This window comes from Salmonella sp. 32082101201600294FB01SM01, assembly GCF_017572865.1.
Lineage (GTDB): Bacteria > Pseudomonadota > Gammaproteobacteria > Enterobacterales > Enterobacteriaceae > Salmonella > Salmonella enterica.
Window position 1 is genome coordinate 303,630 of the sequence record NZ_JAGESB010000001.1, and the last position, 21,421, is coordinate 325,050.

Annotated in this window: 23 protein-coding genes; 11 read left to right on the forward strand and 12 right to left on the reverse strand. The window is 52.9% G+C overall.

What is annotated here, in order from left to right; translation table 11 throughout:
- Positions 1-143: 143 nt before the first annotated feature.
- From J4645_RS01415 to J4645_RS01430, 4 genes are read left to right on the forward strand one after another with little or no spacing between them, the layout of a single operon-like run.
- Positions 144-1,808 (forward strand): acyl-CoA synthetase FdrA, encoded by a 1,665-nt coding sequence (locus J4645_RS01415; protein ID WP_023214902.1) that lies wholly within the window; start codon positions 144-146, stop codon positions 1,806-1,808.
- 9 nt (positions 1,809-1,817) lie between these two features.
- On the forward strand, positions 1,818-3,077 hold the full coding sequence (locus tag J4645_RS01420) for a DUF1116 domain-containing protein (protein WP_000495330.1): 1,260 nt from the start codon (positions 1,818-1,820) through the stop codon (positions 3,075-3,077).
- 11 nt (positions 3,078-3,088) lie between these two features.
- On the forward strand, positions 3,089-3,898 hold the full coding sequence (locus J4645_RS01425) for a DUF2877 domain-containing protein (protein WP_023214903.1): 810 nt from the start codon (positions 3,089-3,091) through the stop codon (positions 3,896-3,898).
- A 3-nt stretch (positions 3,899-3,901) separates the two neighbouring features.
- Positions 3,902-4,795, forward strand: coding sequence for a carbamate kinase (locus J4645_RS01430; RefSeq protein WP_000855337.1), 894 nt, complete (start codon positions 3,902-3,904; stop codon positions 4,793-4,795).
- Between the two features lie 40 nt (positions 4,796-4,835).
- On the opposite strand, the gene purK is transcribed toward J4645_RS01430, so the two are convergent.
- The 4 genes from purK to ppiB all read right to left on the reverse strand — a co-directional run bounded on the left by purK (position 4,836) and on the right by ppiB (position 7,746).
- The gene (gene purK, locus J4645_RS01435; protein WP_000815601.1) at positions 4,836-5,903 is read right to left on the reverse strand and encodes a 5-(carboxyamino)imidazole ribonucleotide synthase; all 1,068 of its coding nucleotides are present in this window, start codon (positions 5,901-5,903) and stop codon (positions 4,836-4,838) included.
- Positions 5,900-6,409, reverse strand: a complete 510-nt coding sequence (gene purE / locus J4645_RS01440; protein ID WP_000098736.1) for a 5-(carboxyamino)imidazole ribonucleotide mutase — start codon at positions 6,407-6,409, stop codon at positions 5,900-5,902. The genes purK and purE overlap by 4 nt, the downstream gene beginning before the upstream one ends.
- A gap of 117 nt (positions 6,410-6,526) precedes the next feature.
- A complete protein-coding gene (lpxH, locus tag J4645_RS01445; RefSeq protein WP_000212281.1) occupies positions 6,527-7,249 on the reverse strand; it encodes a UDP-2,3-diacylglucosamine diphosphatase in 723 nt (240 codons plus the stop codon).
- 2 nt (positions 7,250-7,251) lie between these two features.
- On the reverse strand, positions 7,252-7,746 hold the full coding sequence (ppiB, locus tag J4645_RS01450; protein ID WP_000255991.1) for a peptidylprolyl isomerase B: 495 nt from the start codon (positions 7,744-7,746) through the stop codon (positions 7,252-7,254).
- A 172-nt stretch (positions 7,747-7,918) separates the two neighbouring features.
- Here ppiB and cysS point away from each other — a divergent pair, with 172 nt between their 5' ends.
- Positions 7,919-9,304: a cysteine--tRNA ligase gene (gene cysS, locus J4645_RS01455; RefSeq protein WP_000912377.1), complete on the forward strand. Its 1,386-nt coding sequence runs from the start codon at positions 7,919-7,921 to the stop codon at positions 9,302-9,304.
- Between the two features lie 44 nt (positions 9,305-9,348).
- Here cysS and J4645_RS01460 read toward each other — a convergent pair whose 3' ends face one another.
- The 5 genes from J4645_RS01460 to folD form a co-directional block, all read right to left on the reverse strand.
- On the reverse strand, positions 9,349-10,173 hold the full coding sequence (locus J4645_RS01460) for a DUF2145 domain-containing protein (RefSeq protein WP_000818110.1): 825 nt from the start codon (positions 10,171-10,173) through the stop codon (positions 9,349-9,351).
- Positions 10,170-10,607, reverse strand: a complete 438-nt coding sequence (locus J4645_RS01465; protein ID WP_001038403.1) for an STM0539 family protein — start codon at positions 10,605-10,607, stop codon at positions 10,170-10,172. Before J4645_RS01465 ends, J4645_RS01460 begins: the two co-directional genes overlap by 4 nt.
- Positions 10,600-11,145: a metal-dependent hydrolase gene (locus tag J4645_RS01470; protein WP_001143505.1), complete on the reverse strand. Its 546-nt coding sequence runs from the start codon at positions 11,143-11,145 to the stop codon at positions 10,600-10,602. The genes J4645_RS01465 and J4645_RS01470 overlap by 8 nt, the downstream gene beginning before the upstream one ends.
- A 127-nt stretch (positions 11,146-11,272) precedes the next feature.
- Positions 11,273-11,485: a ribosome-associated protein YbcJ gene (ybcJ, locus tag J4645_RS01475; RefSeq protein WP_000190278.1), complete on the reverse strand. Its 213-nt coding sequence runs from the start codon at positions 11,483-11,485 to the stop codon at positions 11,273-11,275.
- A gap of 1 nt (position 11,486) precedes the next feature.
- Entirely contained in the window at positions 11,487-12,353 is an 867-nt protein-coding gene (folD, locus tag J4645_RS01480) for a bifunctional methylenetetrahydrofolate dehydrogenase/methenyltetrahydrofolate cyclohydrolase FolD (protein ID WP_000729165.1), read from the reverse strand.
- Between the two features lie 546 nt (positions 12,354-12,899).
- On the opposite strand from folD, the gene fimA reads away from it, so the two are divergent.
- From fimA to sfmF, 6 genes are all read left to right on the forward strand, one after another.
- Complete coding sequence (gene fimA / locus J4645_RS01485; RefSeq protein WP_208208929.1) at positions 12,900-13,457, forward strand: type 1 fimbrial protein subunit FimA; 558 nt, start codon at positions 12,900-12,902, stop codon at positions 13,455-13,457.
- Positions 13,458-13,531: 74 nt separating this feature from the next.
- Positions 13,532-14,065, forward strand: a complete 534-nt coding sequence (fimI, locus tag J4645_RS01490) for a type 1 fimbrial protein subunit FimI (protein WP_000619614.1) — start codon at positions 13,532-13,534, stop codon at positions 14,063-14,065.
- A 43-nt stretch (positions 14,066-14,108) separates the two neighbouring features.
- Entirely contained in the window at positions 14,109-14,801 is a 693-nt protein-coding gene (fimC, locus tag J4645_RS01495) for a type 1 fimbria chaperone FimC (protein WP_001531073.1), read from the forward strand.
- A gap of 30 nt (positions 14,802-14,831) precedes the next feature.
- On the forward strand, positions 14,832-17,444 hold the full coding sequence (locus tag J4645_RS01500; RefSeq protein ID WP_023214904.1) for a fimbrial biogenesis usher protein: 2,613 nt from the start codon (positions 14,832-14,834) through the stop codon (positions 17,442-17,444).
- 14 nt (positions 17,445-17,458) lie between these two features.
- On the forward strand, positions 17,459-18,466 hold the full coding sequence (gene fimH, locus J4645_RS01505) for a type 1 fimbria D-mannose specific adhesin FimH (RefSeq protein WP_023214905.1): 1,008 nt from the start codon (positions 17,459-17,461) through the stop codon (positions 18,464-18,466).
- Positions 18,467-18,475: 9 nt separating this feature from the next.
- Positions 18,476-18,994 carry a fimbria assembly protein gene (gene sfmF, locus J4645_RS01510; RefSeq protein ID WP_000603405.1) on the forward strand — a complete coding sequence of 173 codons (519 nt, stop codon included), beginning with the start codon at positions 18,476-18,478 and terminating at the stop codon, positions 18,992-18,994.
- 45 nt (positions 18,995-19,039) lie between these two features.
- Here sfmF and fimZ read toward each other — a convergent pair whose 3' ends face one another.
- The 3 genes from fimZ to J4645_RS01525 form a co-directional block, all read right to left on the reverse strand.
- A complete protein-coding gene (gene fimZ / locus J4645_RS01515; RefSeq protein ID WP_000801272.1) occupies positions 19,040-19,672 on the reverse strand; it encodes a fimbria biosynthesis transcriptional regulator FimZ in 633 nt (210 codons plus the stop codon).
- 603 nt (positions 19,673-20,275) lie between these two features.
- Positions 20,276-20,998 carry a fimbria biosynthesis regulator FimY gene (fimY, locus tag J4645_RS01520; RefSeq protein WP_001258112.1) on the reverse strand — a complete coding sequence of 241 codons (723 nt, stop codon included), beginning with the start codon at positions 20,996-20,998 and terminating at the stop codon, positions 20,276-20,278.
- A gap of 18 nt (positions 20,999-21,016) precedes the next feature.
- Entirely contained in the window at positions 21,017-21,328 is a 312-nt protein-coding gene (locus J4645_RS01525; protein ID WP_000226500.1) for a hypothetical protein, read from the reverse strand.
- Positions 21,329-21,421 lie beyond the last annotated feature (93 nt).

The following is a 21,421-nucleotide window of genomic DNA, read 5'->3' on the forward strand; positions in this document are numbered from 1 at the left end:
TCCTTTAGCCGTTGTTTGAATTCTTTTGTTAATAAATTTGATGTGACGTTAATCACTCTATTTACCCTCCCTGATATATACCGTGAAGCGCACATTAACACTGCTCGTGCAATTGCAATGGGTGCAATTATTAAGGAGTTGTTATGATCCACGCCTTTATTAAAAAAGGGTGTTTTCAGGACTCTGTCAGCTTAATGATTATTTCTCGAAAGCTGAGTGAGTCCGAAAATGTTGATGATGTATCGGTAATGATGGGTACGCCTGCGAATAAGTCGCTGCTGGAAACTACCGGTTTCTGGCATGACGATTTTCATGGCGCTACGCCCAATGACATTTGCGTGGCGATTCGTACCGAAGCGGTAGATGACGGCATTACGCAAGTGATTGTGCAACAGCTCGAAGAAGCATTGCAGCAGTTGGCGCAGGGAAGCAGCGGCAGCCAGTCGTTAATCCAGGTCAGACGCTGGGAAAGCGCCTGTCAGAAACTGCCAGAGGCGAATCTGGCGCTGGTGTCGGTGGCCGGCGAATATGCGGCGGAACTGGCGGAGCAGGCGCTGGATCGTTCGTTGAACGTGATGATCTTCTCCGATAATGTCACGCTGGACGATGAAATCAGACTAAAACGCCGGGCGCGTGATAAAGGACTACTGGTCATGGGGCCGGATTGCGGCACCGCTATGATCGCCAATACGCCGCTGGCTTTCGCTAACGTCATGCCAGAGGGCAACATCGGGGTGATTGGCGCTTCCGGCACCGGTATTCAGGAGCTCTGTTCACAGATTGCGCTGGCGGGGGAAGGGATTACCCATGCCATCGGGCTTGGCGGACGCGATTTGAGCGCCGAGGTCGGCGGGATCAGCGCGCTAACGGCACTGGAGATACTCAGCGCGGATGAAAAGAGCCAGGTGCTGGCCTTTGTCTCCAAACCGCCTGCCGATGCGGTTCGTCAGCATATTATCGCGGCGATGAAAGCCACCGGCAAACCCGTTGTAGCGCTGTTCTTAGGGTTTTCCTCCCCCGTTACGCGTGAGGAAAACGTCTGGTTTGCCTCGACGCTGGATGAAGCCGCCCGACTGGCATGCTTATTGTCTCGCGTGACGTCGCAGCGTAAAGACATGGTTTCAACAGGCGGCGTGATTCGTGGTCTCTATACCGGCGGAACGCTGGCGGCGGAAGCGGCGGGGCTGCTGGCTGGCTATCTGGGCGTCGCGACGGATACGGAACATCACCATGGCATGATGCTTGACGCTGACGGCCACCAGATTATCGATCTGGGCGATGACTTTTATACCGTTGGGCGACCACATCCGATGATCGACCCGGCGTTACGTAATCAGCTTATCGCCGGGCTTGGCGCGCAGCCGCAGGTACGCGTGTTATTAGTGGACGTCGTTATTGGTTTTGGCGCGACCGCCGATCCCGCCGCATCGCTGATTCAGGCCTGGCAGAAGGCATGCGCCGCACGCGCCAGCGATCAGCCGCTGTTCGCCATCGCAACCGTCACCGGAACGGAACGCGATCCTCAGTGCCGCTCGCAACAAATCGCCGCGCTCGAAGATGCCGGCATCACGGTAGTGGATTCTCTTCCCGAAGCCACTCTGTTGGCCGCGGAACTGATTCGACCCACTCTCTCTTCCACTCATCCATCAGCTCCCCGGTTACTGGAAGCGGTAGCGGTGATTAATGCCGGGTTACGTAGCTTCGCGCTGGATTTACAGGCTGCCGGTATGCCCGTGGTGCACTACCAGTGGGCGCCTGTCGCTGGCGGTAATAAAAAACTGGCTCGTCTGTTAGAACGTTTGCAATAAGGGGTTCCCATGTTTACATCAGTGGCGCAAGCCAACGCTGCAGTCATCGAACAAATTCGTCGCGCACGTCCGCACTGGCTGGATGTGAAGCCAGCTTCTTCATTAATTAGCGTGCTCAATCAGGGGAAAACGCTTCTTCATGCCGGCCCGCCGATGCGCTGGCAAGAGATGACCGGCCCGATGAAAGGCGCCTGTATCGGCGCATGCCTGTTTGAAGGATGGGCCAAAGATGAAATGAGCGCGCTCGCGCTGTTAGAGCAGGGAAAGGTCAACTTTATTCCCTGCCATCACGTTAACGCCGTGGGGCCGATGGGCGGTATTACGTCAGCCAGTATGCCGATGCTGGTCGTGGAAAATATCACCGATGGCAATCGCGCGTACTGCAATCTCAACGAAGGGATCGGCAAAGTGATGCGTTTCGGCGCCTATGGCGAGGATGTTCAGCAACGTTTGCGCTGGATGCGTGATGTGCTGATGCCGGTATTAAGCGCGGCGCTGGGACGTCTTGAGCGGGGCCTCGACCTGACCGCAATGATGGCGCAGGGCATTACGATGGGAGATGAATTCCACCAGCGCAATATCGCTTCTTCCGCATTGCTGATGCGCACGTTGGCGCCGCATATCGCCCGTCTGGAACACGATAAGCAGCAGATAGCGGAAGTGATGGATTTTCTGAGCGTCACCGATCAATTCTTCCTTAATCTGGCGATGGCCTACTGTAAAGCCGCCATGGACGCGGGCGCGCAGATTCGCGCCGGCAGTATTGTGACGGCGATGACCCGCAATGGCGATATGTTTGGCATTCGGGTTAGCGGTCTGGGCGACCGTTGGTTCACCGCGCCTGTTAATACGCCACAGGGGCTATTTTTTACCGGTTTTTCGCAGGATCAGGCCAACCCGGACATGGGCGACAGCGCCATTACTGAAACGTTTGGTATCGGCGGCGCAGCGATGATTGCCGCGCCTGGCGTAACGCGTTTTGTCGGCGCCGGGGGAATGGAAGCGGCGAAATCTGTTTCTGAAGAGATGGCTGAAATTTATCTCGAACGCAACATGCAGCTACAAATCCCCGGTTGGGATTTTCAGGGGGCCTGTCTGGGACTGGATATCCGCCGCGTGGTCGAGACCGGAATTACGCCGCTGATTAACACGGGTATCGCGCATAAAGAGGCGGGGATTGGACAGATTGGCGCGGGAACCGTCCGTGCGCCGCTGGCCTGTTTCGAGCAGGCGCTGGAAGCGCTGGCGGAAAGCATGGGCGTAAGTTAAGAGAGCGTCTCATGAAACGTATCCATCCTCTTATGGCAAGCCGACAATCGGCGGATTATCGGCAACCCTGGCAGATGTCAGGGGTATGGCGTCGCTCTATTAATTTTGTGGCGAAAAGCGGTGAGTTATTAACGCTTCACCGTCGGGGGAGCGGCTTCAGTCCGGGAGGGTGGATACTGCGCGGCGGCGATTTTGACGCATTGCGCGATGTGCTCACCGATGGCGAAAAACCGCAGTCAACCGCTGCCGGTATTCAGATTGGCGAGTTTCTTTTATGCGAGCCGGAGAGGCGCTGTTCGCTGCGGGTTCCACGCTATCTTGCGTCGCCGCGTCTTAACGCGACGTACATGCAGCGTAGTGAGGAGACGGGACTGTTTGGGCCGTTAACCGTCGCCGCAGCTCAGCCTCTATGTCCGGAACTTCGCCAGTTTTGTCACTGCTTTCAGTCGGCGCTTGCAGGTGCTGCGACTGACTGGCGGCTATGGCTGGGTAAAGGGCCGGGCTTAACGCCCAGTCATGACGACACGCTGACGGGAATGTTGCTGGCGGCCTGGTATTTTGGCGCCATAGATGAACGCGCCGGGCGTAATTTTTTTGCCCAATCCGGCAGCCTTGATCGGGCGACGACGCTCGTGAGCGTTAGCTATTTACGCTATGCGGCTATGGGTTATTTCGCGTCGCCTTTACTCCACTTTATTCATGCGCTGCGACGAGATGTTCGCACAAAAACGGCGATTGACGGACTGCTGGCGCTGGGGCACACCTCTGGCGCGGATACGCTGCTGGGGTTCTGGCTTGGACAACAAATAGTAAAAGGATAGGGAATGAAAACGTTGGTAGTTGCTCTTGGCGGCAACGCATTATTGCAGCGCGGAGAAGCGCTAACGGCAGAGAATCAATATCGCAATATTGCCGACGCGGTGCCTGCGCTGGCGCGACTTGCCCGCTCGTATCGGCTGGCGATAGTACATGGCAACGGCCCCCAGGTCGGCCTGTTGGCTTTACAGAACCTTGCCTGGAAAGCCGTTGAGCCTTATCCGCTGGATGTGCTGGTAGCGGAAAGTCAGGGAATGATCGGCTATATGCTGGCGCAGCGTCTGGCGCTTGAACCCGATATGCCGCCGGTGACTGCGGTATTAACGCGAATAAAGGTATCGGCGGACGATCCTGCTTTTCTTGAACCGGAAAAGTTTATCGGTCCCGTTTATTCGCCAGAAGAGCAAATGGCGCTGGAAGCGACTTATGGCTGGCATATGAAACGTGATGGAAAATATCTGCGCCGTGTCGTCGCTTCCCCGGCACCGCGTCAGATTATCGAAAGCGCCGCTATTGAGTTATTGCTAAAAGAGGGCCATGTGGTGATTTGCAGCGGCGGTGGCGGGGTACCTGTTGCCGGCGAGGGCGAAGGGGTCGAGGCGGTGATAGATAAAGACCTGGCGGCGGCATTGCTGGCGGAGCAGATAGCGGCCGATGGTCTGATCATTTTGACGGATGCGGATGCGGTGTATGAACATTGGGGAACGCCGCAGCAGCGCGCTATTCGTCAGGCTTCGCCCGATGAGCTGGCGCCGTTTGCCAAAGCCGATGGCGCGATGGGGCCGAAGGTGACCGCGGTAAGCGGGTATGTGAAGCGGTGCGGAAAGCCGGCATGGATTGGCGCATTATCGCGTATTGACGATACCCTGGCGGGCAGGGCGGGAACCTGCATCTGTCTGTGATCGCGACGGGCGGCGACAGAGAATGCGCCGCCCACGCTGTTTATTTAAGCTTACTTTGCGCCCAGATAATGCCGCTGGCGTATTCGCCCGGCAGGAGCGGAGAGAGCGCTTCCAGGGTGGCGCTAAGACGTGACGTATCGCTGTCGGTCAGATTCAGATGGCCGACTTTTCGCCCTGGACGTACCGCTTTATCATACCAGTGCAGATGTACCAGCGGCAGCTTCAGCCAGTCGTAATTCAGCTCGCTGCCGATCAGGTTGATCATCACCGACGGGGCGTTAATCACTGGCGCGGGCAACGGCAGGCCGGTAATCGCGCGCAAATGCAATTCAAACTGACTGATGCTGGCGCCATTTTGCGTCCAGTGTCCGCTGTTATGCACGCGCGGCGCCAGTTCATTGATTAACAGGCCTTCCGGCGTGATAAAACATTCCATCGCCATTACGCCGACGTAGTTCAGCGCCTGCATAATTGCTGACAGCATCGATTCCGCCTGCTCCTGCTGTTCGGCGTTCGCCTGTGGGAACGCGACGCTGGTCCGCAAGATGCCGTCCTGATGCAAATTGTGCGTCAGCGGGTAAAACACGGTACTGCCGTCATGAGCGCGCGCACCGACTAACGACACTTCGCCGGAAAAATGGATGCCGCGCTCAACAATACATTCGCCATAGCAGTCATCCGGCAGTTGCCCGGTTTCGTCCGCGCGTAGACGCCACTGCCCGCGACCGTCGTAGCCGCCAACGCGACGCTTAATAATCGCCAGTTCGCCCAGGCGGTCAAAGATGCCGGACCACTCGTCGGCGCTGGTCAGCAGCTGCCACGGCGCGGTCGCGAGTCCCAGTTTATCGAAAAGCTGTTTTTGTGTCAGACGGTCGGCGATGATCGGAAATACATCGCGATTGACGAATGCCGGGTGGCGTGCCAGCTCGCGGGTAAGCGCGGTTTCCGGCCAGCGCTCAATCTCTGCGGTAATGACGCTCTGCTGTACCGGAACAGCAGTAGGCTCTGCATCCAGACCAACCGGCCAGACGGCGATACCCAGCGGTTCGCCCGCCTGGCGCAGCATTCGGCCCAGTTGTCCGTTGCCGAGAACGCAAACTTGCTTCATAGCGTCCCCCGCGGATCGGGGTTTTCCAGAACTTCATCGGTTTGCGCTTTGCGCCAGTCAGCGATGCGCTGATGCAGTTCCGCGTCGTGTTGCGCCAGAATCTGCGCGGCGAGCAGGGCGGCGTTAGCGGCACCGGCTTTACCGATCGCCAGCGTACCCACCGGAATGCCGCGCGGCATCTGCACAATGGAGTAAAGGCTATCCACGCCGCTTAGCGCAGCGCTTTGTACCGGCACGCCGAGTACCGGGACCAGCGTTTTTGCCGCAATCATTCCCGGCAGGTGCGCCGCGCCGCCCGCGCCGGCAATAATCACTTGATATCCGTTCTCTTCCGCCGTTTCGGCGAAGCTGAACAGCTTATCGGGGGTGCGATGAGCGGAAACCACTTCTACATGGTGCGGGACATCCAGAATTTCAAAAATTTCGGCGGCGAATTGCATGGTAGCCCAGTCGCTTTTGGACCCCATCACGATGGCGACACGCGCCGGATTATTGCGGGAAGACATGCGTCTTAAAACTCCTGTGGTGCGGGACACGCTGCTTTTGAGGTGTCAGAGAATAGCATGATAATCAGGCAAGGAAAACGGTTGCGTGTGCGCCGTAACGGACGATTCGACGAACATTTACAGGGGGAAGGCGATTAACTCCACGTTGTCCGGTGTGACTTTTACCATTGAACCTTCATGATGCCATGCGCCTAACACCACGCGGAATGCGGGCTGGTCGTTGGCGGAAAGTTCATGGACCGCCGGGCGGTGGGTATGACCGTGAATCAGCCACTGTACGCGGTGTTTTTCCATTTCGGCGACGACGGTTTGCGCATTGACGTCCATAATATCCAGCGATTTGCTGCTGTTGGCGGCTTTACTGCCGGCGCGCATTCTGGCGGCGATACGGCGGCGGATAAACAGCGGCAGGGTAAGGAATAGTCGTTGAATCCACGGATTATGGACTTTGGCGCGAAACGCCTGATAACCGGCATCATCGGTACAAAGCGTATCGCCGTGCATAATCAACACGTTGCGGCCATACAGGTCGAGCACCTTTTCCTGCGGCAGTAGAATCATGCCGCTTTCGCGGGCAAAGCGTTTGCCAATCAGGAAGTCGCGATTACCATGAATAAAGAAGCAGGGGACGCCGGAATCAACCAGCGATTTAATGGCAACGGCCATTTCACGATGTAGCGGGTTGGGGTCGTCGTCGCCAATCCAGGCTTCGAAGAGATCGCCAAGAATATACAGCGCGTCGGCCTGACGGGCTTCTACGGCTAAAAAACGCAGAAAACCGGCGACGATCGCCGGTTCTTCCGTTTGCAGATGCAAGTCTGCAATAAACAGTGTCGCCACGATTACTCGCTGACGGTCACGTTTTCAATGATGACGTCTTCTTTTGGTACGTCCTGATGCATACCGCTACGGCCAGTGGCGACGCCTTTGATTTTATCTACCACGTCCATACCTTCTACGACTTCCGCAAAGACGCAGTAGCCCCAGCCTTGCAGACTTTCGCCGGAGAAGTTCAGGAAGTCGTTGTCTGCCACGTTGATGAAGAATTGCGCGGTAGCCGAGTGTGGTGCCTGAGTACGCGCCATTGCCAGCGTACCACGGGTATTTTTCAGACCATTGTTGGCTTCGTTTTTGATCGCCTCTTTGGTGGCTTTCTGTTTCATGCCCGGCTCAAAGCCGCCGCCCTGAATCATAAAACCGTTAATCACACGGTGGAAAATGGTGTTGTTGTAAAAACCTTCGCGGCAATAGTCCAGGAAGTTTTTAACTGTTTCAGGCGCTTTATCATCAAAGGTTTTGATTACGATATCGCCGTGATTAGTGTGGAAAGTAACCATTTTTGCATCCTGTTCCAAGAGAGTGGTGCTTTAGCCCGCAATGGGGCACATATAGGGGCTTGTTATAGCATAACCGTAAGCTGCGATCACCTTGCAAAGTGTGCTGCTTCGATTACGAATAATATGTATCATACGGAGATTATTACCCACACACGTCTATACGGAATCTTCGATGTTAAAAATTTTTAATACACTGACGCGCCAAAAAGAGGAATTCAAACCCATTCATGCCGGGGAAGTCGGCATGTACGTGTGTGGTATCACCGTTTACGATCTCTGCCACATTGGCCACGGACGCACGTTTGTCGCTTTTGACGTTGTCGCACGCTATTTGCGTTTTCTCGGTTATAAGCTGAAGTATGTGCGTAACATTACCGATATCGACGATAAAATTATTAAACGCGCCAATGAAAACGGCGAAAGTTTTGTCGCGCTGGTCGACAGAATGATTGCGGAAATGCATCAGGACTTTGACGCGCTGAATATTCTGCGTCCGGACAGCGAGCCGCGTGCGACGCACCATATTCAGGAAATTATCGAGCTCACCCGCACCTTAATCGAGAAAGGGCACGCCTATGTGGCGGATAACGGCGATGTGATGTTCGATGTACCGACCGATCCGACTTATGGGCAGCTTTCCCGTCAGGATCTTGAGCAGCTTCAGGCGGGCGCGCGCGTGGATGTCGTTGACGTGAAGCGTAACCCGATGGACTTCGTGCTGTGGAAAATGTCGAAAGAGGGCGAGCCGAGCTGGCCGTCGCCGTGGGGCGAAGGGCGTCCGGGCTGGCACATTGAATGTTCGGCAATGAACTGTAAGCAGTTGGGCAACCATTTTGATATTCACGGCGGCGGTTCCGATCTGATGTTCCCGCACCATGAAAACGAGATTGCCCAGTCTACCTGCGCCCACGACGGCGAATACGTCAACTACTGGATGCACTCCGGTATGGTGATGGTGGATCGCGAGAAGATGTCCAAATCGCTGGGCAACTTCTTTACCGTGCGCGACGTGCTGAAATACTACGATGCGGAAACCGTGCGCTACTTCCTGATGTCCGGGCATTACCGTAGCCAACTGAACTACAGCGAAGAGAACCTCAAGCAGGCGCGCGCCTCGCTGGAGCGGCTATACACTGCATTGCGTGGAACGGATAAATCAGCGGCCCCGGCGGGCGGCGAGGCGTTTGAAGCGCGTTTCGTCGAGGCGATGAATGACGATTTCAATACGCCGGAAGCCTACTCCGTCCTGTTTGATATGGCGCGTGAAGTCAACCGTCTGAAGGGCGAAGATATGACCGCCGCGAATGCGATGGCGTCTCATCTGCGGAAGATTTCCGGCGTGCTGGGACTGCTGGAGCAGGAGCCGGATGTTTTCCTGCAAAGCGGTGCGCAGGCGGATGACGGTGAAGTTGCGGAAATTGAAGCCTTGATTCAACAGCGTCTGGATGCCCGTAAAGCGAAAGACTGGGCGGCGGCGGACGCGGCGCGCGATCGTCTCACTGAAATGGGCATTATTCTGGAAGATGGCCCGCAGGGCACCACCTGGCGACGTAAGTAAGCGCTTTTACAGGCCGCTCTATTTGGCATAGAACGGCCTGTTTTTTATTTTTTCGCGCCGGGCGAAAGATAAACGCACACCGACTCCCCCAGATTCTGATGTTCACATCCGGATATTGCCCGACTGTAACGGGCAATAAAGCGGATGACGCTGTCGCCGCTGTTTAGCCCCACATCTCCTTTTCGCAGCAATTCTGCTGGCTGATCGTCGGTGAAAACGTTAGGGGTGAACAGTTTTGCGCCTAATCGTTCAAAAGTGCCAGCACTAACGATAGAGGGTTGATAACCCTGAAGCTGCAGCCAGCGGCGGGCATCATTACGTGACCAAACCTGCGCATCGTTTGCTCGCGCAAACACTTCGAGAAGCCAGCCATTCGAATTCTGATAAGGGCCGGAAAAAGGCCACGCAATCAGGTTATAGCGGGGACTGTGGAAGAGATTGAGTTTGATAGCGCTATGTAAGAGCGTTTGTAATGCCGTCGCGATATCTGAACGCGGGCGCAAAACGGCAATGCTCTGATTCACCAGGTCATCAGCCAGAAACTCATACAGACCTTGTATATAGAGCGCTGATTCAGCGGTTCCGCAAGTATTCAGATTATGGTAAACCCGCCAGTCTCCGTTTGGCTGGCGCATGGCATAGCCAGCATGTGACCAGATTAAATGTCGGCTCGACATATCTTGCCCCTGGCGAACCAGAATGACGACCGGATCGGGTTGACTGTTAAGCTGCTGTTTGAGTTGTAACGCCTGATCCATTGTCGCTGCGATGCTCTCCGGCGTGTTTGCTTTTTGGTGACAGTTAGCACTGTCTGCATAAGCGTTGAGCGAGATTGCGCTGAGCCACAGGGCAAACGCGAACCGCTTCATTTGGCCGGTACCGTCTGGTTGCTGGAAAGTCCTGCATCGTCCTGATTTACCATATGGGCAAGGACCTTGCCCTCTTTTTTCAAATAAGCGCCGGTGCCTTCCTGCGTTTTTTCCAGAGTGACTTTATCACCTGCTTTGAGGTTGCCTTCTTTGACGACATGTAGCGGAACTTGCATTTTAATGTCTTTGTTATCGGGGGACTTAGTGGTTAACAGCGCGGTTTTTTGCTTTTTATTTTCGACAACAGATCCAATGCTCAGGTTGAGCGGCAGCAGTACGGGGGAGAATATAATTCCGCTAACCAGTGCGGAACTGCCCACGCTGACAACCGCAGACGATGCCGCATACCAGCCAGTGGCAGACATTTCTTCGCTATAGCTGGCGTGGGAAAATGAGAAACAGACGACCGCGGCGGCGAATGCCATTTTATTCATATTGATTCCTTTTAATATGCGTTTTAAGTACCCATAGAAATAACACTAAAATACTTCCCGGCAACCACACCCACAGCAATTCTGAGAGAATGACCTGGTGTCCATACGGCGTGATGTAGCTTGAAAGCGCGAACGGCGCGACTTTAATCACCTGCCAGGGCGCAAAAAAACGTTCATCTGACCACGGCCACAGCCAGCCGACGCCTTTACCACCCGTGGTTATCGAATCCAGCAGGCTGTGCGACAACAATGAAACGGTTAAAAACAGCCAGCAGCGCACCTGCCCAGCTCGAAACCATCGTCGTCCCGCGAGTACGCACAACAGGGGGAGGACGAATGCGAAAAGTAAAGAGTGGGTAAATCCGCGATGGCCGAAAACGTTGCCGTAGGCGATGCCAAATTTAAAGGCCAGCACGTCGGCATCGGGGAGCATCGCCAGCACAACACCGGCAAACAGCAGGCGAGGAGGGATAACTTTCAGGCCTAAGCCTGCGCCAAAACACAGGGGAACGGCGGCGTGGGTGATAACGGTAGGCATAGCGATGGTTCACAGGGAAATAGCCATGCTAGCAGTTGGAACGCAGAGGATTAAGTGGATGATTATCTGAAAAGACAGCGTAATCAGGCCGGATAAGACGCTTTGCGTCGCTATCCGGCACTCTGTATCAGGCCACGACGTTCACACTTTGGCCTTCAAAGCTAACGGTTTGCCCGGCGACAATTTTGCAGCGTTTACGCGTTTCAACCGCGCCATCAACCTTCACCAACCCGTCGGCAATGGCGATTTTCGCCTGTGCGCCGCTTTCGCTCCAGCCTTCCAGCTTGAGCAGATCGCACAGCTCGACGTGCGGGTGCTTGCCTAAAGAGAATGTCGCCATGTTATTTTCCTTGTGGATCGTGATATTCAATGCACGCCTGCAGCGTGTTTTCGATAAGCGTAGCGACCGTCATCGGGCCGACGCCGCCCGGAACTGGCGTGATGTATGACGCGCGCGCCGCGGCTTCGTCAAACACGACGTCGCCAACGACCTTGCCATTTTCCAGACGGTTAATACCGACATCAATCACAATTGCGCCTTCTTTAATCCATTCGCCGGGAATAAAGCCCGGTTTACCTACGGCGACAATGAGCAAATCAGCATGCTCGACATGGTGACGCAGATCTTTGGTAAAGCGGTGCGTAACGGTAGTCGTACAGCCAGCCAGCAGCAGCTCCATGCTCATTGGGCGTCCAACGATATTGGACGCGCCAATGACCACCGCATTCAGGCCGTAGGTATCAATGTTGTAACGCTCAAGCAGGGTCACAATACCGCGGGGCGTACAGGGACGCAGGCGTGGCGCACGCTGACACAGACGACCGACATTATAAGGATGAAAACCGTCTACGTCTTTATCTGGCGCGATACGCTCCAGCACTTTAACGTTGTCGATACCTGCCGGTAAAGGCAACTGCACCAGAATACCGTCGATTGTGTTATCTGCATTCAGAGTATCGATAAGCGCCAGCAGTTCGGCTTCGCTGGTGGTTTCTGGCAGGTCATAGGAGCGGGAGACGAATCCCACTTCGTCGCACGCTTTACGTTTACTTGCGACATAAATCTGTGAGGCCGGATTGCTGCCGACCAACACCACAGCCAGGCCGGGAGCGCGAAGACCTGCTGCGACGCGTGCCTGAACTTTTTGAGCAACCTCAGATCGCACCTGCTGCGCAATCGTTTTACCGTCAATAATCTTTGCTGCCATCAGAGAGAAGATTCCATCTGTTACTTCAAGTCAAAGGGGATGACGCTATTTTGTCAGAAGCGGGCCTCGCTGTCAGTTAACGTTTGTGTTTCCGATGCAAACGCGACGTCTCCCCCGTCTGTTGACGATACTGAGACGTGACCAGTAAGCGAGCCATGATTAACCAAAAAGAAACAATTCATCACCCTGGTTATGGTTACCGTAATCCCTCGCCGTTAATAGCATCGGGCGGCATAATGCGACATTTTATACAAAATAAGATTAGACCCTTCTTATATCCCAATAAGAATTAGCTTAGGTCATTAAAAGAGTTTGCGGCTATTTTTTATTTAGCGAAATGTTTAATTTATTACCGTGACGAAATGTCATATTCGCAAAGATTAATTACTGCGTCTGATACTCAGGGGAGAAACAGAAAACTAATTAATCCGCGATATCTATCTTTACAGGATGCAGAGATAACTTTTCTGACATGCTATGTCGATAATAATTCAAACGGAGCCGACAGGATGCCGAAACCGGGTGTGTGTAATTCAAGGGAAATCCATGAAACATAAATTAATGACCTCTACTATTGCGAGTCTGATGTTTGTCGCTGGCGCAGCGGTTGCGGCTGATCCTACTCCGGTGAGCGTGAGTGGCGGTACTATTCATTTCGAAGGTAAACTGGTTAATGCAGCCTGTGCCGTTAGCACTAAATCCGCCGATCAAACGGTGACGCTGGGTCAATACCGTACCGCCAGCTTTACGGCGATTGATGATACGACCGCGCAGGTGCCTTTCTCCATCGTCCTGAATGACTGCGATCCGAAAGTGGCGGCTACCGCTGCCGTGGCTTTCTCTGGTCAGGCAGATAACACCAACCCTAATTTGCTGGCTGTCTCCTCTGCGGACAATAGCACTACCGCAACCGGCGTCGGGATTGAGATTATTGATAACACCTCCTCACCGTTGAAACCGGACGGCGCGACCTTCTCGGCGAAGCAGGCGCTGGTTGAAGGCACCAATACGCTGCGTTTTACCGCACGCTATAAGGCAACCGCCACCGCCACGACGCCAGGCCAGGCTAATGCCGACGCCACCTTTATCATGAAATACGAATAATCCCGTCTGGGAACGCCAGGGAAGGGAGGCGCCTCAACGGAAGAGGCTATTGGGGATAAAAGAGAACATAGCAGATGATAAGGAAAGGCGCGGCGCTAGTGGGGCTTGTTTTGATGTCGCCCGTTATTGCGCAGCCGGTAATGGTGGAGAGCGGGCGTATTCACCTGCGCGGACAACTGGTCAATGGCGGCTGCGCTGTCGCCACAGAAAGCCAGGATTTGCGCGTACTGATGGGACAGTACCGCACGAATGCGTTTACCGGTCCTGGCAGCTTCGCTCCCGTCAGCGTTCCATTTTCGTTACGGTTAATCTCCTGTAGCGCGGAGGTCTGGCGTCATGTCGGCATTGCGTTTGCCGGCGTTACGCCTGCGGAAGATCCCCATGTTTTTCTGGCCAGCGGCGAGGGTATCGGTAATGCCGGAATCGGCCTGGCATTATTTGATGACCAGCAGCGGCAAATCATACCTAACACGTTACCGCTTCATTACACGCCCATTTTAACGTCAGAAATGACTTTGCATTTTACTGCCCGCTATCGGGCAATTTCAGAAAATATGACGCCGGGACGAATTCATTCAGAAGTGTGGTTTACGCTGGTTTACCCATGAATTTTCTTGCCGACGTGACTCAATGCAAAAGGTATTTTTTACCATGCTGAATAGTATAAAATTAGGCTTTATTGTTCTTCTCACGTTATTTACTTCGCTGAACGTACAGGCGGCGGGGGGGATTGCATTAGGCGCCACGCGCGTTATTTATCCCTCGGCGGCGAAACAGACTTCTCTGGCAATCAGTAATAGCGATACTCAAGAACGTTACCTCGTCAATTCATGGATCGAAAATAGCGCCGGGCAGAAAGAAAAAACGTTTATCGTTACGCCGCCTTTATTCGTCAGCGAACCCAAAAGCGAAAACACGCTGCGTATTATCTACGCCGGGCAACCGCTACCCGGGGATCGGGAGTCGTTATTCTGGATGAACGTGAAAGCCATCCCGTCGGTCGACAAAAGTCATATTGAAGGAAAAAACGTTCTGCAACTGGCGATTCTGTCGCGCATCAAACTGTTTGTGCGTCCGGCGAATTTGCCGCAGACGCCGGAAGACGCGCCGACCTTGCTGAAATTTTCCCGTATCGGCAACCATCTCAAGATAACCAACCCATCTGCTTATTACCTCACGCTGGTCAATATCAGCGTGGGCGCGAAAAAGATTGATAACGTGATGATCGCGCCAAAAAGCGACATGCAAATTCCCTTACCGACTGGCGCGCAGGGCAGCGTGACATTTCAGACCGTCAATGATTACGGCGCATTGACGTCGGCGACAACGGCCAGTCTCGGTTAAGCAGATCGCGTGAAGCCACACGAGAACACGATGAAGAAGACAACCTGGTTTGCAGGGCGATTTCCCGGCTATGTATCACCGTTAAGCGGCGTGGCGCTGTCGGTGTTGGCGGCGCTGTGTCCGCTGACGAGCCGCGGCGAAAGTTATTTCAACCCTGCGTTTTTGTCGGCGGATACCGCGTCTGTGGCGGATTTATCTCGCTTTGAAAAAGGTAATCATCAGCCTCCCGGTATTTACCGGGTGGATATCTGGCGTAACGACGAATTCGTAGCGACGCAGGATATCCGTTTTGAGGCGGGCGCCGTGGGCGCCGGCGATAAATCCGGCGGCCTGATGCCTTGTTTTACACCGGAGTGGATTAAACGGCTGGGCGTGAATACCGCGGCGTTCCCTGTCTCAGATAAAGGCGTCGATACCACGTGTATTCACCTTCCTGAGAAAATCCCGGGCGCGGAGGTCGCGTTCGATTTCGCGTTGATGCGCTTAAATATTAGCTTGCCGCAGGCGTCATTGCTCAACAGCGCGCGTGGCTATATCCCGCCGGAAGAGTGGGATGAAGGGATACCCGCCGCACTTATTAATTACAGTTTTACCGGTAGCCGCGGAACAGACAGCGATAGCTATTTTTTGAGTCTGCTGAGCGGCTTGAACTATGGCCCCTGGCGGTTGCGTAATAACGGAGCCTGGAACTATTCGAAAGGGGACGGCTATTATTCGCAACGCTGGAACAACATTGGCACCTGGGTACAGCGCGCCATCATTCCGCTAAAAAGCGAACTGGTCATGGGGGACAGCAATACCGGGAACGATGTTTTCGACAGCGTCGGCTTTCGTGGAGCGCGGCTGTACTCTTCTGACAATATGTATCCCGATAGCCTGCAGGGCTACGCTCCCACGGTCAGAGGGATCGCCCGGACGGCGGCAAAGCTGACGATACGACAGAACGGGTATGTTATCTACCAAAGCTATGTGTCGCCGGGCGCGTTTGCGATTACCGATCTTAATCCTACCTCTTCCAGCGGCGACCTTGAGGTGACGGTAGATGAAAAAGACGGTAGCCAACAACGTTACACGGTGCCTTACTCTACCGTTCCGCTATTGCAGCGTGAGGGCAGGGTGAAGTATGACCTGGTGGCCGGGGATTTTCGCAGCGGCAATAGTCAGCAGTCTTCGCCATTCTTTTTCCAGGGAACGGTGATTGCCGGCCTGCCTGCGGGGCTGACGGCTTACGGCGGTACGCAACTTGCCGATCGTTACCGTGCCGTGGTGGTCGGGGCGGGGCGAAATTTGGGCGACTGGGGAGCCGTGTCGGTCGATGTCACACATGCGCGTAGCCAACTGGCAGATGACAGCACCCATCAGGGGCAATCGTTGCGTTTTCTGTACGCCAAATCGCTGAATAATTACGGGACTAATTTTCAATTGCTGGGTTACCGCTATTCCACACGCGGATTTTACACCCTGGATGATGTGGCATACCGCAGTATGGAAGGGTACGACTACGAATACGATAGCGACGGACGCCGCCATAAAGTGCCGGTGGCGCAGAGCTACCACAATCTCCGCTACAGCAAAAAAGGCCGCTTTCAGGTCAATATTTCGCAAAACCTGGGGGATTACGGGTCACTGTATCTTTCCGGCAGTCAACAAAATTACTGGAATACGGCGGATACCAATACCTGGTATCAACTGGGATACGCCAGTGGATGGCATGGCATAAGTTATTCGCTGTCATGGTCGTGGAGCGAGTCGGTGGGGATCTCAGGCGCCGACCGCATTCTGGCATTCAATATGTCCGTTCCGTTTAGCATTCTGACCGGACGGCGCTATGCGCGCGACACTATTCTTGATCGTACTTATGCCACGTTTAACGCCAACCGCAACCGCGACGGCGACAATAGCTGGCAGACCGGCGTGGGCGGCACGCTTCTGGAAGGACGTAATCTGAGCTACAGCGTGACGCAGGGGCGTAGCAGTACCAATGGTTATAGCGGCAGCGCCAGCGCTAGCTGGCAGGCGACGTATGGCACGCTGGGCGTGGGATATAACTACGATCGCGATCAGCATGACTATAACTGGCAACTTTCCGGCGGCGTGGTTGGTCATGCGGATGGTATTACGTTTAGCCAACCATTGGGCGATACCAATGTCTTGATTAAAGCGCCGGGAGCGAAAGGCGTGCGCATCGAAAACCAGACCGGCGTGAAAACGGACTGGCGGGGCTATGCGGTAATGCCCTACGCCACGGTATATCGCTATAACCGCGTCGCGTTAGATACCAACACGATGGACAACCATACCGATGTCGAGAATAACGTCAGCAGCGTGGTGCCGACAGAGGGCGCGCTGGTGCGGGCCGCTTTTGATACGCGGATAGGCGTAAGGGCCATCATTACCGCGAGGCTTGGCGGACGTCCGTTACCGTTTGGCGCGATAGTACGAGAAACCGCCAGCGGCATTACCAGTATGGTCGGCGATGACGGGCAAATTTATCTGAGCGGCTTGCCGCTAAAAGGTGAACTGTTCATCCAGTGGGGAGAGGGGAAAAACGCGCGTTGTATCGCCCCTTACGCCCTGGCGGAGGATAGTCTGAAGCAGGCGATTACGATAGCCAGCGCGACCTGTATCCGTCCGGCGTCATAAAAGGAAAAATAGAGATGAAAATATACTCAGCGCTATTGCTGGCGGGGACCGCGCTCTTTTTCACCCATCCCGCGCTGGCGACGGTTTGCCGCAATTCAAACGGGACGGCGACCGATATCTTTTACGACCTGTCAGATGTTTTCACCAGCGGTAATAATCAGCCGGGACAGGTGGTTACGTTGCCGGAAAAATCAGGTTGGGTCGGCGTAAACGCGACGTGCCCGGCGGGGACAATGGTAAATTATACCTACCGAAGCTATGTATCAGAATTACCGGTACGAAGCACCGAAGGAAATTTTAAATACCTCAAACTGAATGACTACCTTCTGGGCGCGATGAGCATCACCGATAGTGTCGCTGGCGTATTTTATCCGCCCCGTAACTATATTCGCATGGGCGTCGACTCTAACGTGTCGCAGCAAATGCCGTTTGGCGTGCAGGACTCAAAGCTGGTTTTTAAATTAAAAGTGATACGGCCTTTTATTAATATGGTGACGATCCCTCGCCAGACAATGTTTACCGTCTATGTGACGACCTCTACCGGCGACGCGTTGAGCACGCCGGTGTATACCATTAGCTACAGCGGCAAAGTGGAAGTACCGCAAAACTGTGAAGTGAATGCCGGACAGGTCGTGGAGTTTGATTTCGGCGATATCGGCGCGTCGTTATTTAGTCAGGCGGGGGCGGGTAATCGTCCGCAAGGCGTCACGCCGCAAACGAAAACCATTGCTATCAAATGTACCAACGTCGCGGCGCAGGCCTATTTATCGATGCGGCTTGAAGCCGAAAAGGCCTCAGGGCAGGCGATGGTGTCCGATAATCCGGATTTAGGCTTTGTGGTTGCTAATAGCAACGGTACGCCGCTCACACCCAATAATTTGTCGAGTAAAATTCCGTTTCATCTTGATGATAACGCCGCCGCTCGCGTAGGTATTCGCGCCTGGCCGATCAGCGTGACGGGGAATAAACCGGCGGAAGGGCCGTTTACTGCGCGCGGCTATCTACGAGTCGATTATGATTAAGGAGGCATAATGATCCTTCGGCGCGTTTTCATCGCTATCGGTTGTGTTTTGTTCAGCCCGCTGAGTCAGGCCAACTCATCTCTGGGCGAAGTGAATATTGAACTGCGCGGTAACGTGGTGGATTTTACCTGCGCCGTGGTGGCGGGCGACAGTAACAAGTCGGTTAATCTCGGCACCTGGCCGACAAAACAGCTTCACGCCGCCGGTGATGCTACGCAACCAGTAGCCTTTAGCCTAAAGCTTGAAGGCTGCCCGCCGGGGTCGGCGTCTATAACGTTTTCCGGGACGCCAGCGCCTGGCACGGCATTACTGGCGCTTGCTGATACGGCAATGGCGCAAAAACTGGCGATTGAAATTCGCGATGGCGATCAACGTCGATTGCCACTTGAACAGGCCAGCAAGGCCGTCGATATTGACAACAACGGCAATGCTACCCTGAAATTCTATGCGAACTATATCGCCTTAGCAGATGGCGTGCAGCCCGGACTTGCTAACGCGGATGCGACTTTCCTGATCAATTACAATTAATGCCCGTTATTGTGGCTCCCGAACGATAATTCGCCGGGAGTACCTTTACAATAATTCGTGTGATTTGGCGTAATCGATAAGCTCAACGATAGAGTGAAGGCCAAGTTTAGAAAATATATTGGCCTTATGCGCGCTGATAGTCTTGTTACTCAATAAAAGTTGCTCGGCAATTTCTTTGTTAGACATTCCATTGGCCAGATAGCGCAGCACGGTGACTTCGCGGTTAGAAAGTGGCATATCATGGTGCCCGCCTTTGGGGGGACGGGTATTACTGATAAAGTTAAGCGTCTCAGATGGAAAAAAAGAATAGCCGGATAAAATCATTTTTACCGCATTATAAATATCATTGAGGTCTTTGCGTTTACTTACAAATCCGTTTGCGCCCGCTCTTATTGCTCTTCCGGCATAAAAAGCCTCTGATTTCGACGATAAAAAAAGTATCCGGGTATGTTCCTGGATAGATTTGATTCGTTTAAGTAAGGTAAAGCCGTCGGTGCCCGGTAATTCAATATCCAGAATGACAAGGTCAACAGGATAAGTGCGCAGATACTCTATCGCTGTTCGGCTATCATCCGTTTTCAGGACAACCTGAATATTGCTATTTTTACCGAGTAAAACTTCGATCGACATTCTTACAATAGGGTGTTCGTCCATAATGATAACAGATGCAGGTTTCATTGTTGTATGCCTCAGACTGTTATGCGTCCTTCGTTTTAGAATAAGCGTCAGACACCTTAAAGATTGTGAAATAGCCAGATCTACACACCACACAGTGGAGCAATAATAAAGAATGAGACTTCCCTGTTGACTGGCTATTTTGCGTAAGAGTAATAAATATGTGGAATGTCCATTTCGCACCAACAAAAAAGAAATTTCTGATTAAGTAAAAACAATATGGATTATACCTGGTCTGATTTCTCGGAAAAGTCTTGCGAAATGCGAATTATGGATAGCGGGTAGGATGTTCTGTGGCGTTATAGAAAATTTGTTCGTGGTGGAGCTATTTTCTTTGGAGTTGACATTGAGTAGTTTAAACTGTTGTTTTTAAGTATAAAAATAATATGAAAGACTAATTGTTTAGTATTTGTTATGTAATAACAGAAAGATGTTGACGCTGGAGACCTCAAAAAACGAGGAGGGACAGGGGACGATGTAAGAAAAAAATTTTTATCGCTTACCAGGACAAGTTGTAAATATTAATTTTATGTGAAATATTTACATTTAATGGAAGTGAAAATAAGTAATTTCTTAAAAAATCTTATTCGCCAAAACGTTACTCCGTTAAAAAATATCGTGGAAAGTAACGTTTAGCTGCTGGATCAGCCGAAGAAAGCTTTGCCTGTGGGGAAGGTTAAGGAGGGTGATAAGTTGTTTAAGCCGGTAAACTACACGATGATAAGATACGCTTTGCTGACGTGCTATTTCTTTTAAAGAGGCACCTTGCGCTAAAGTTTCAATCATCAACCAGTCAGTACGGCTAAAGCTTTCCGATAAGCGAGGTTCGGCGGCTGATAACAAGGCTTCGCGTACTGAAGCCAGATTTTGTCGTCGTGACAGAACAAAAAAACGCCCAGCCATACGGATAAACTGTGTTATAGCGGCGGTTTTATCTGATACCAGCAGGTAAATCTGGATATCGCTTTGTTGCCAACTGAGCGCGCGTAGCTGGTTAAGCGCCTCAATACAGGAGACAGGTAGCGTCTCCATATCTACAATCAGTTGTCTGAGCGACCCCTTTTCAATCCACAAAGAAATGTCATCTAATGAGCGGAATGCTGCGGTACGTTTTCCGGAAAATAAGTAGTGACTCAATGAATAGCCGAGGTAGTTATCAGTTGTAATTATTGCCTGGGAAATGATACCAACCGGCAAGGCATAATTAAGCTGTTGGTCCAGTAACTCAAGGCGATCAAATATCTGCGGCGTTGGAGAGTGATAACGGCAGGCGCAGTCTTTGGCATTTCTTAAACGGCGGTGTCTTTCCCTGCGTGGTACGCTGCGCATCCTGCTTTTTCCATTGCTCTAATATATATCTGGTAATATGGCTGGCCATAAATAACCTTGTCCCATCGTTGCACCAGCGTAAAAAGCAATGCCTCGTTGCTCTGATGTTTCAATGCCTTCCATCAGCATTAACTGCTGAAAAAAAACTTCGCTATCATGTTTTGACGGAAGTTGCGTCAGGACCTCATAGCCGATTAATTGCGCAGTTGAGAGATTAACGATTGGCTCAGATTTTAACAATCTGCTGTTGAGATATGAATGACGTGTGGGTGAAGACGCCAGGTGTGGGGGATTTATCCTTTCCTTTAATAAAGTACCCTGTGCCACCAAACACTCCTCCAGGCATTTATGATGCAGCCATATATTTTCGACCCCTGAATCTATCAGGATATTATGGGCATCATTGTGGCAGCGTTAAAAAAA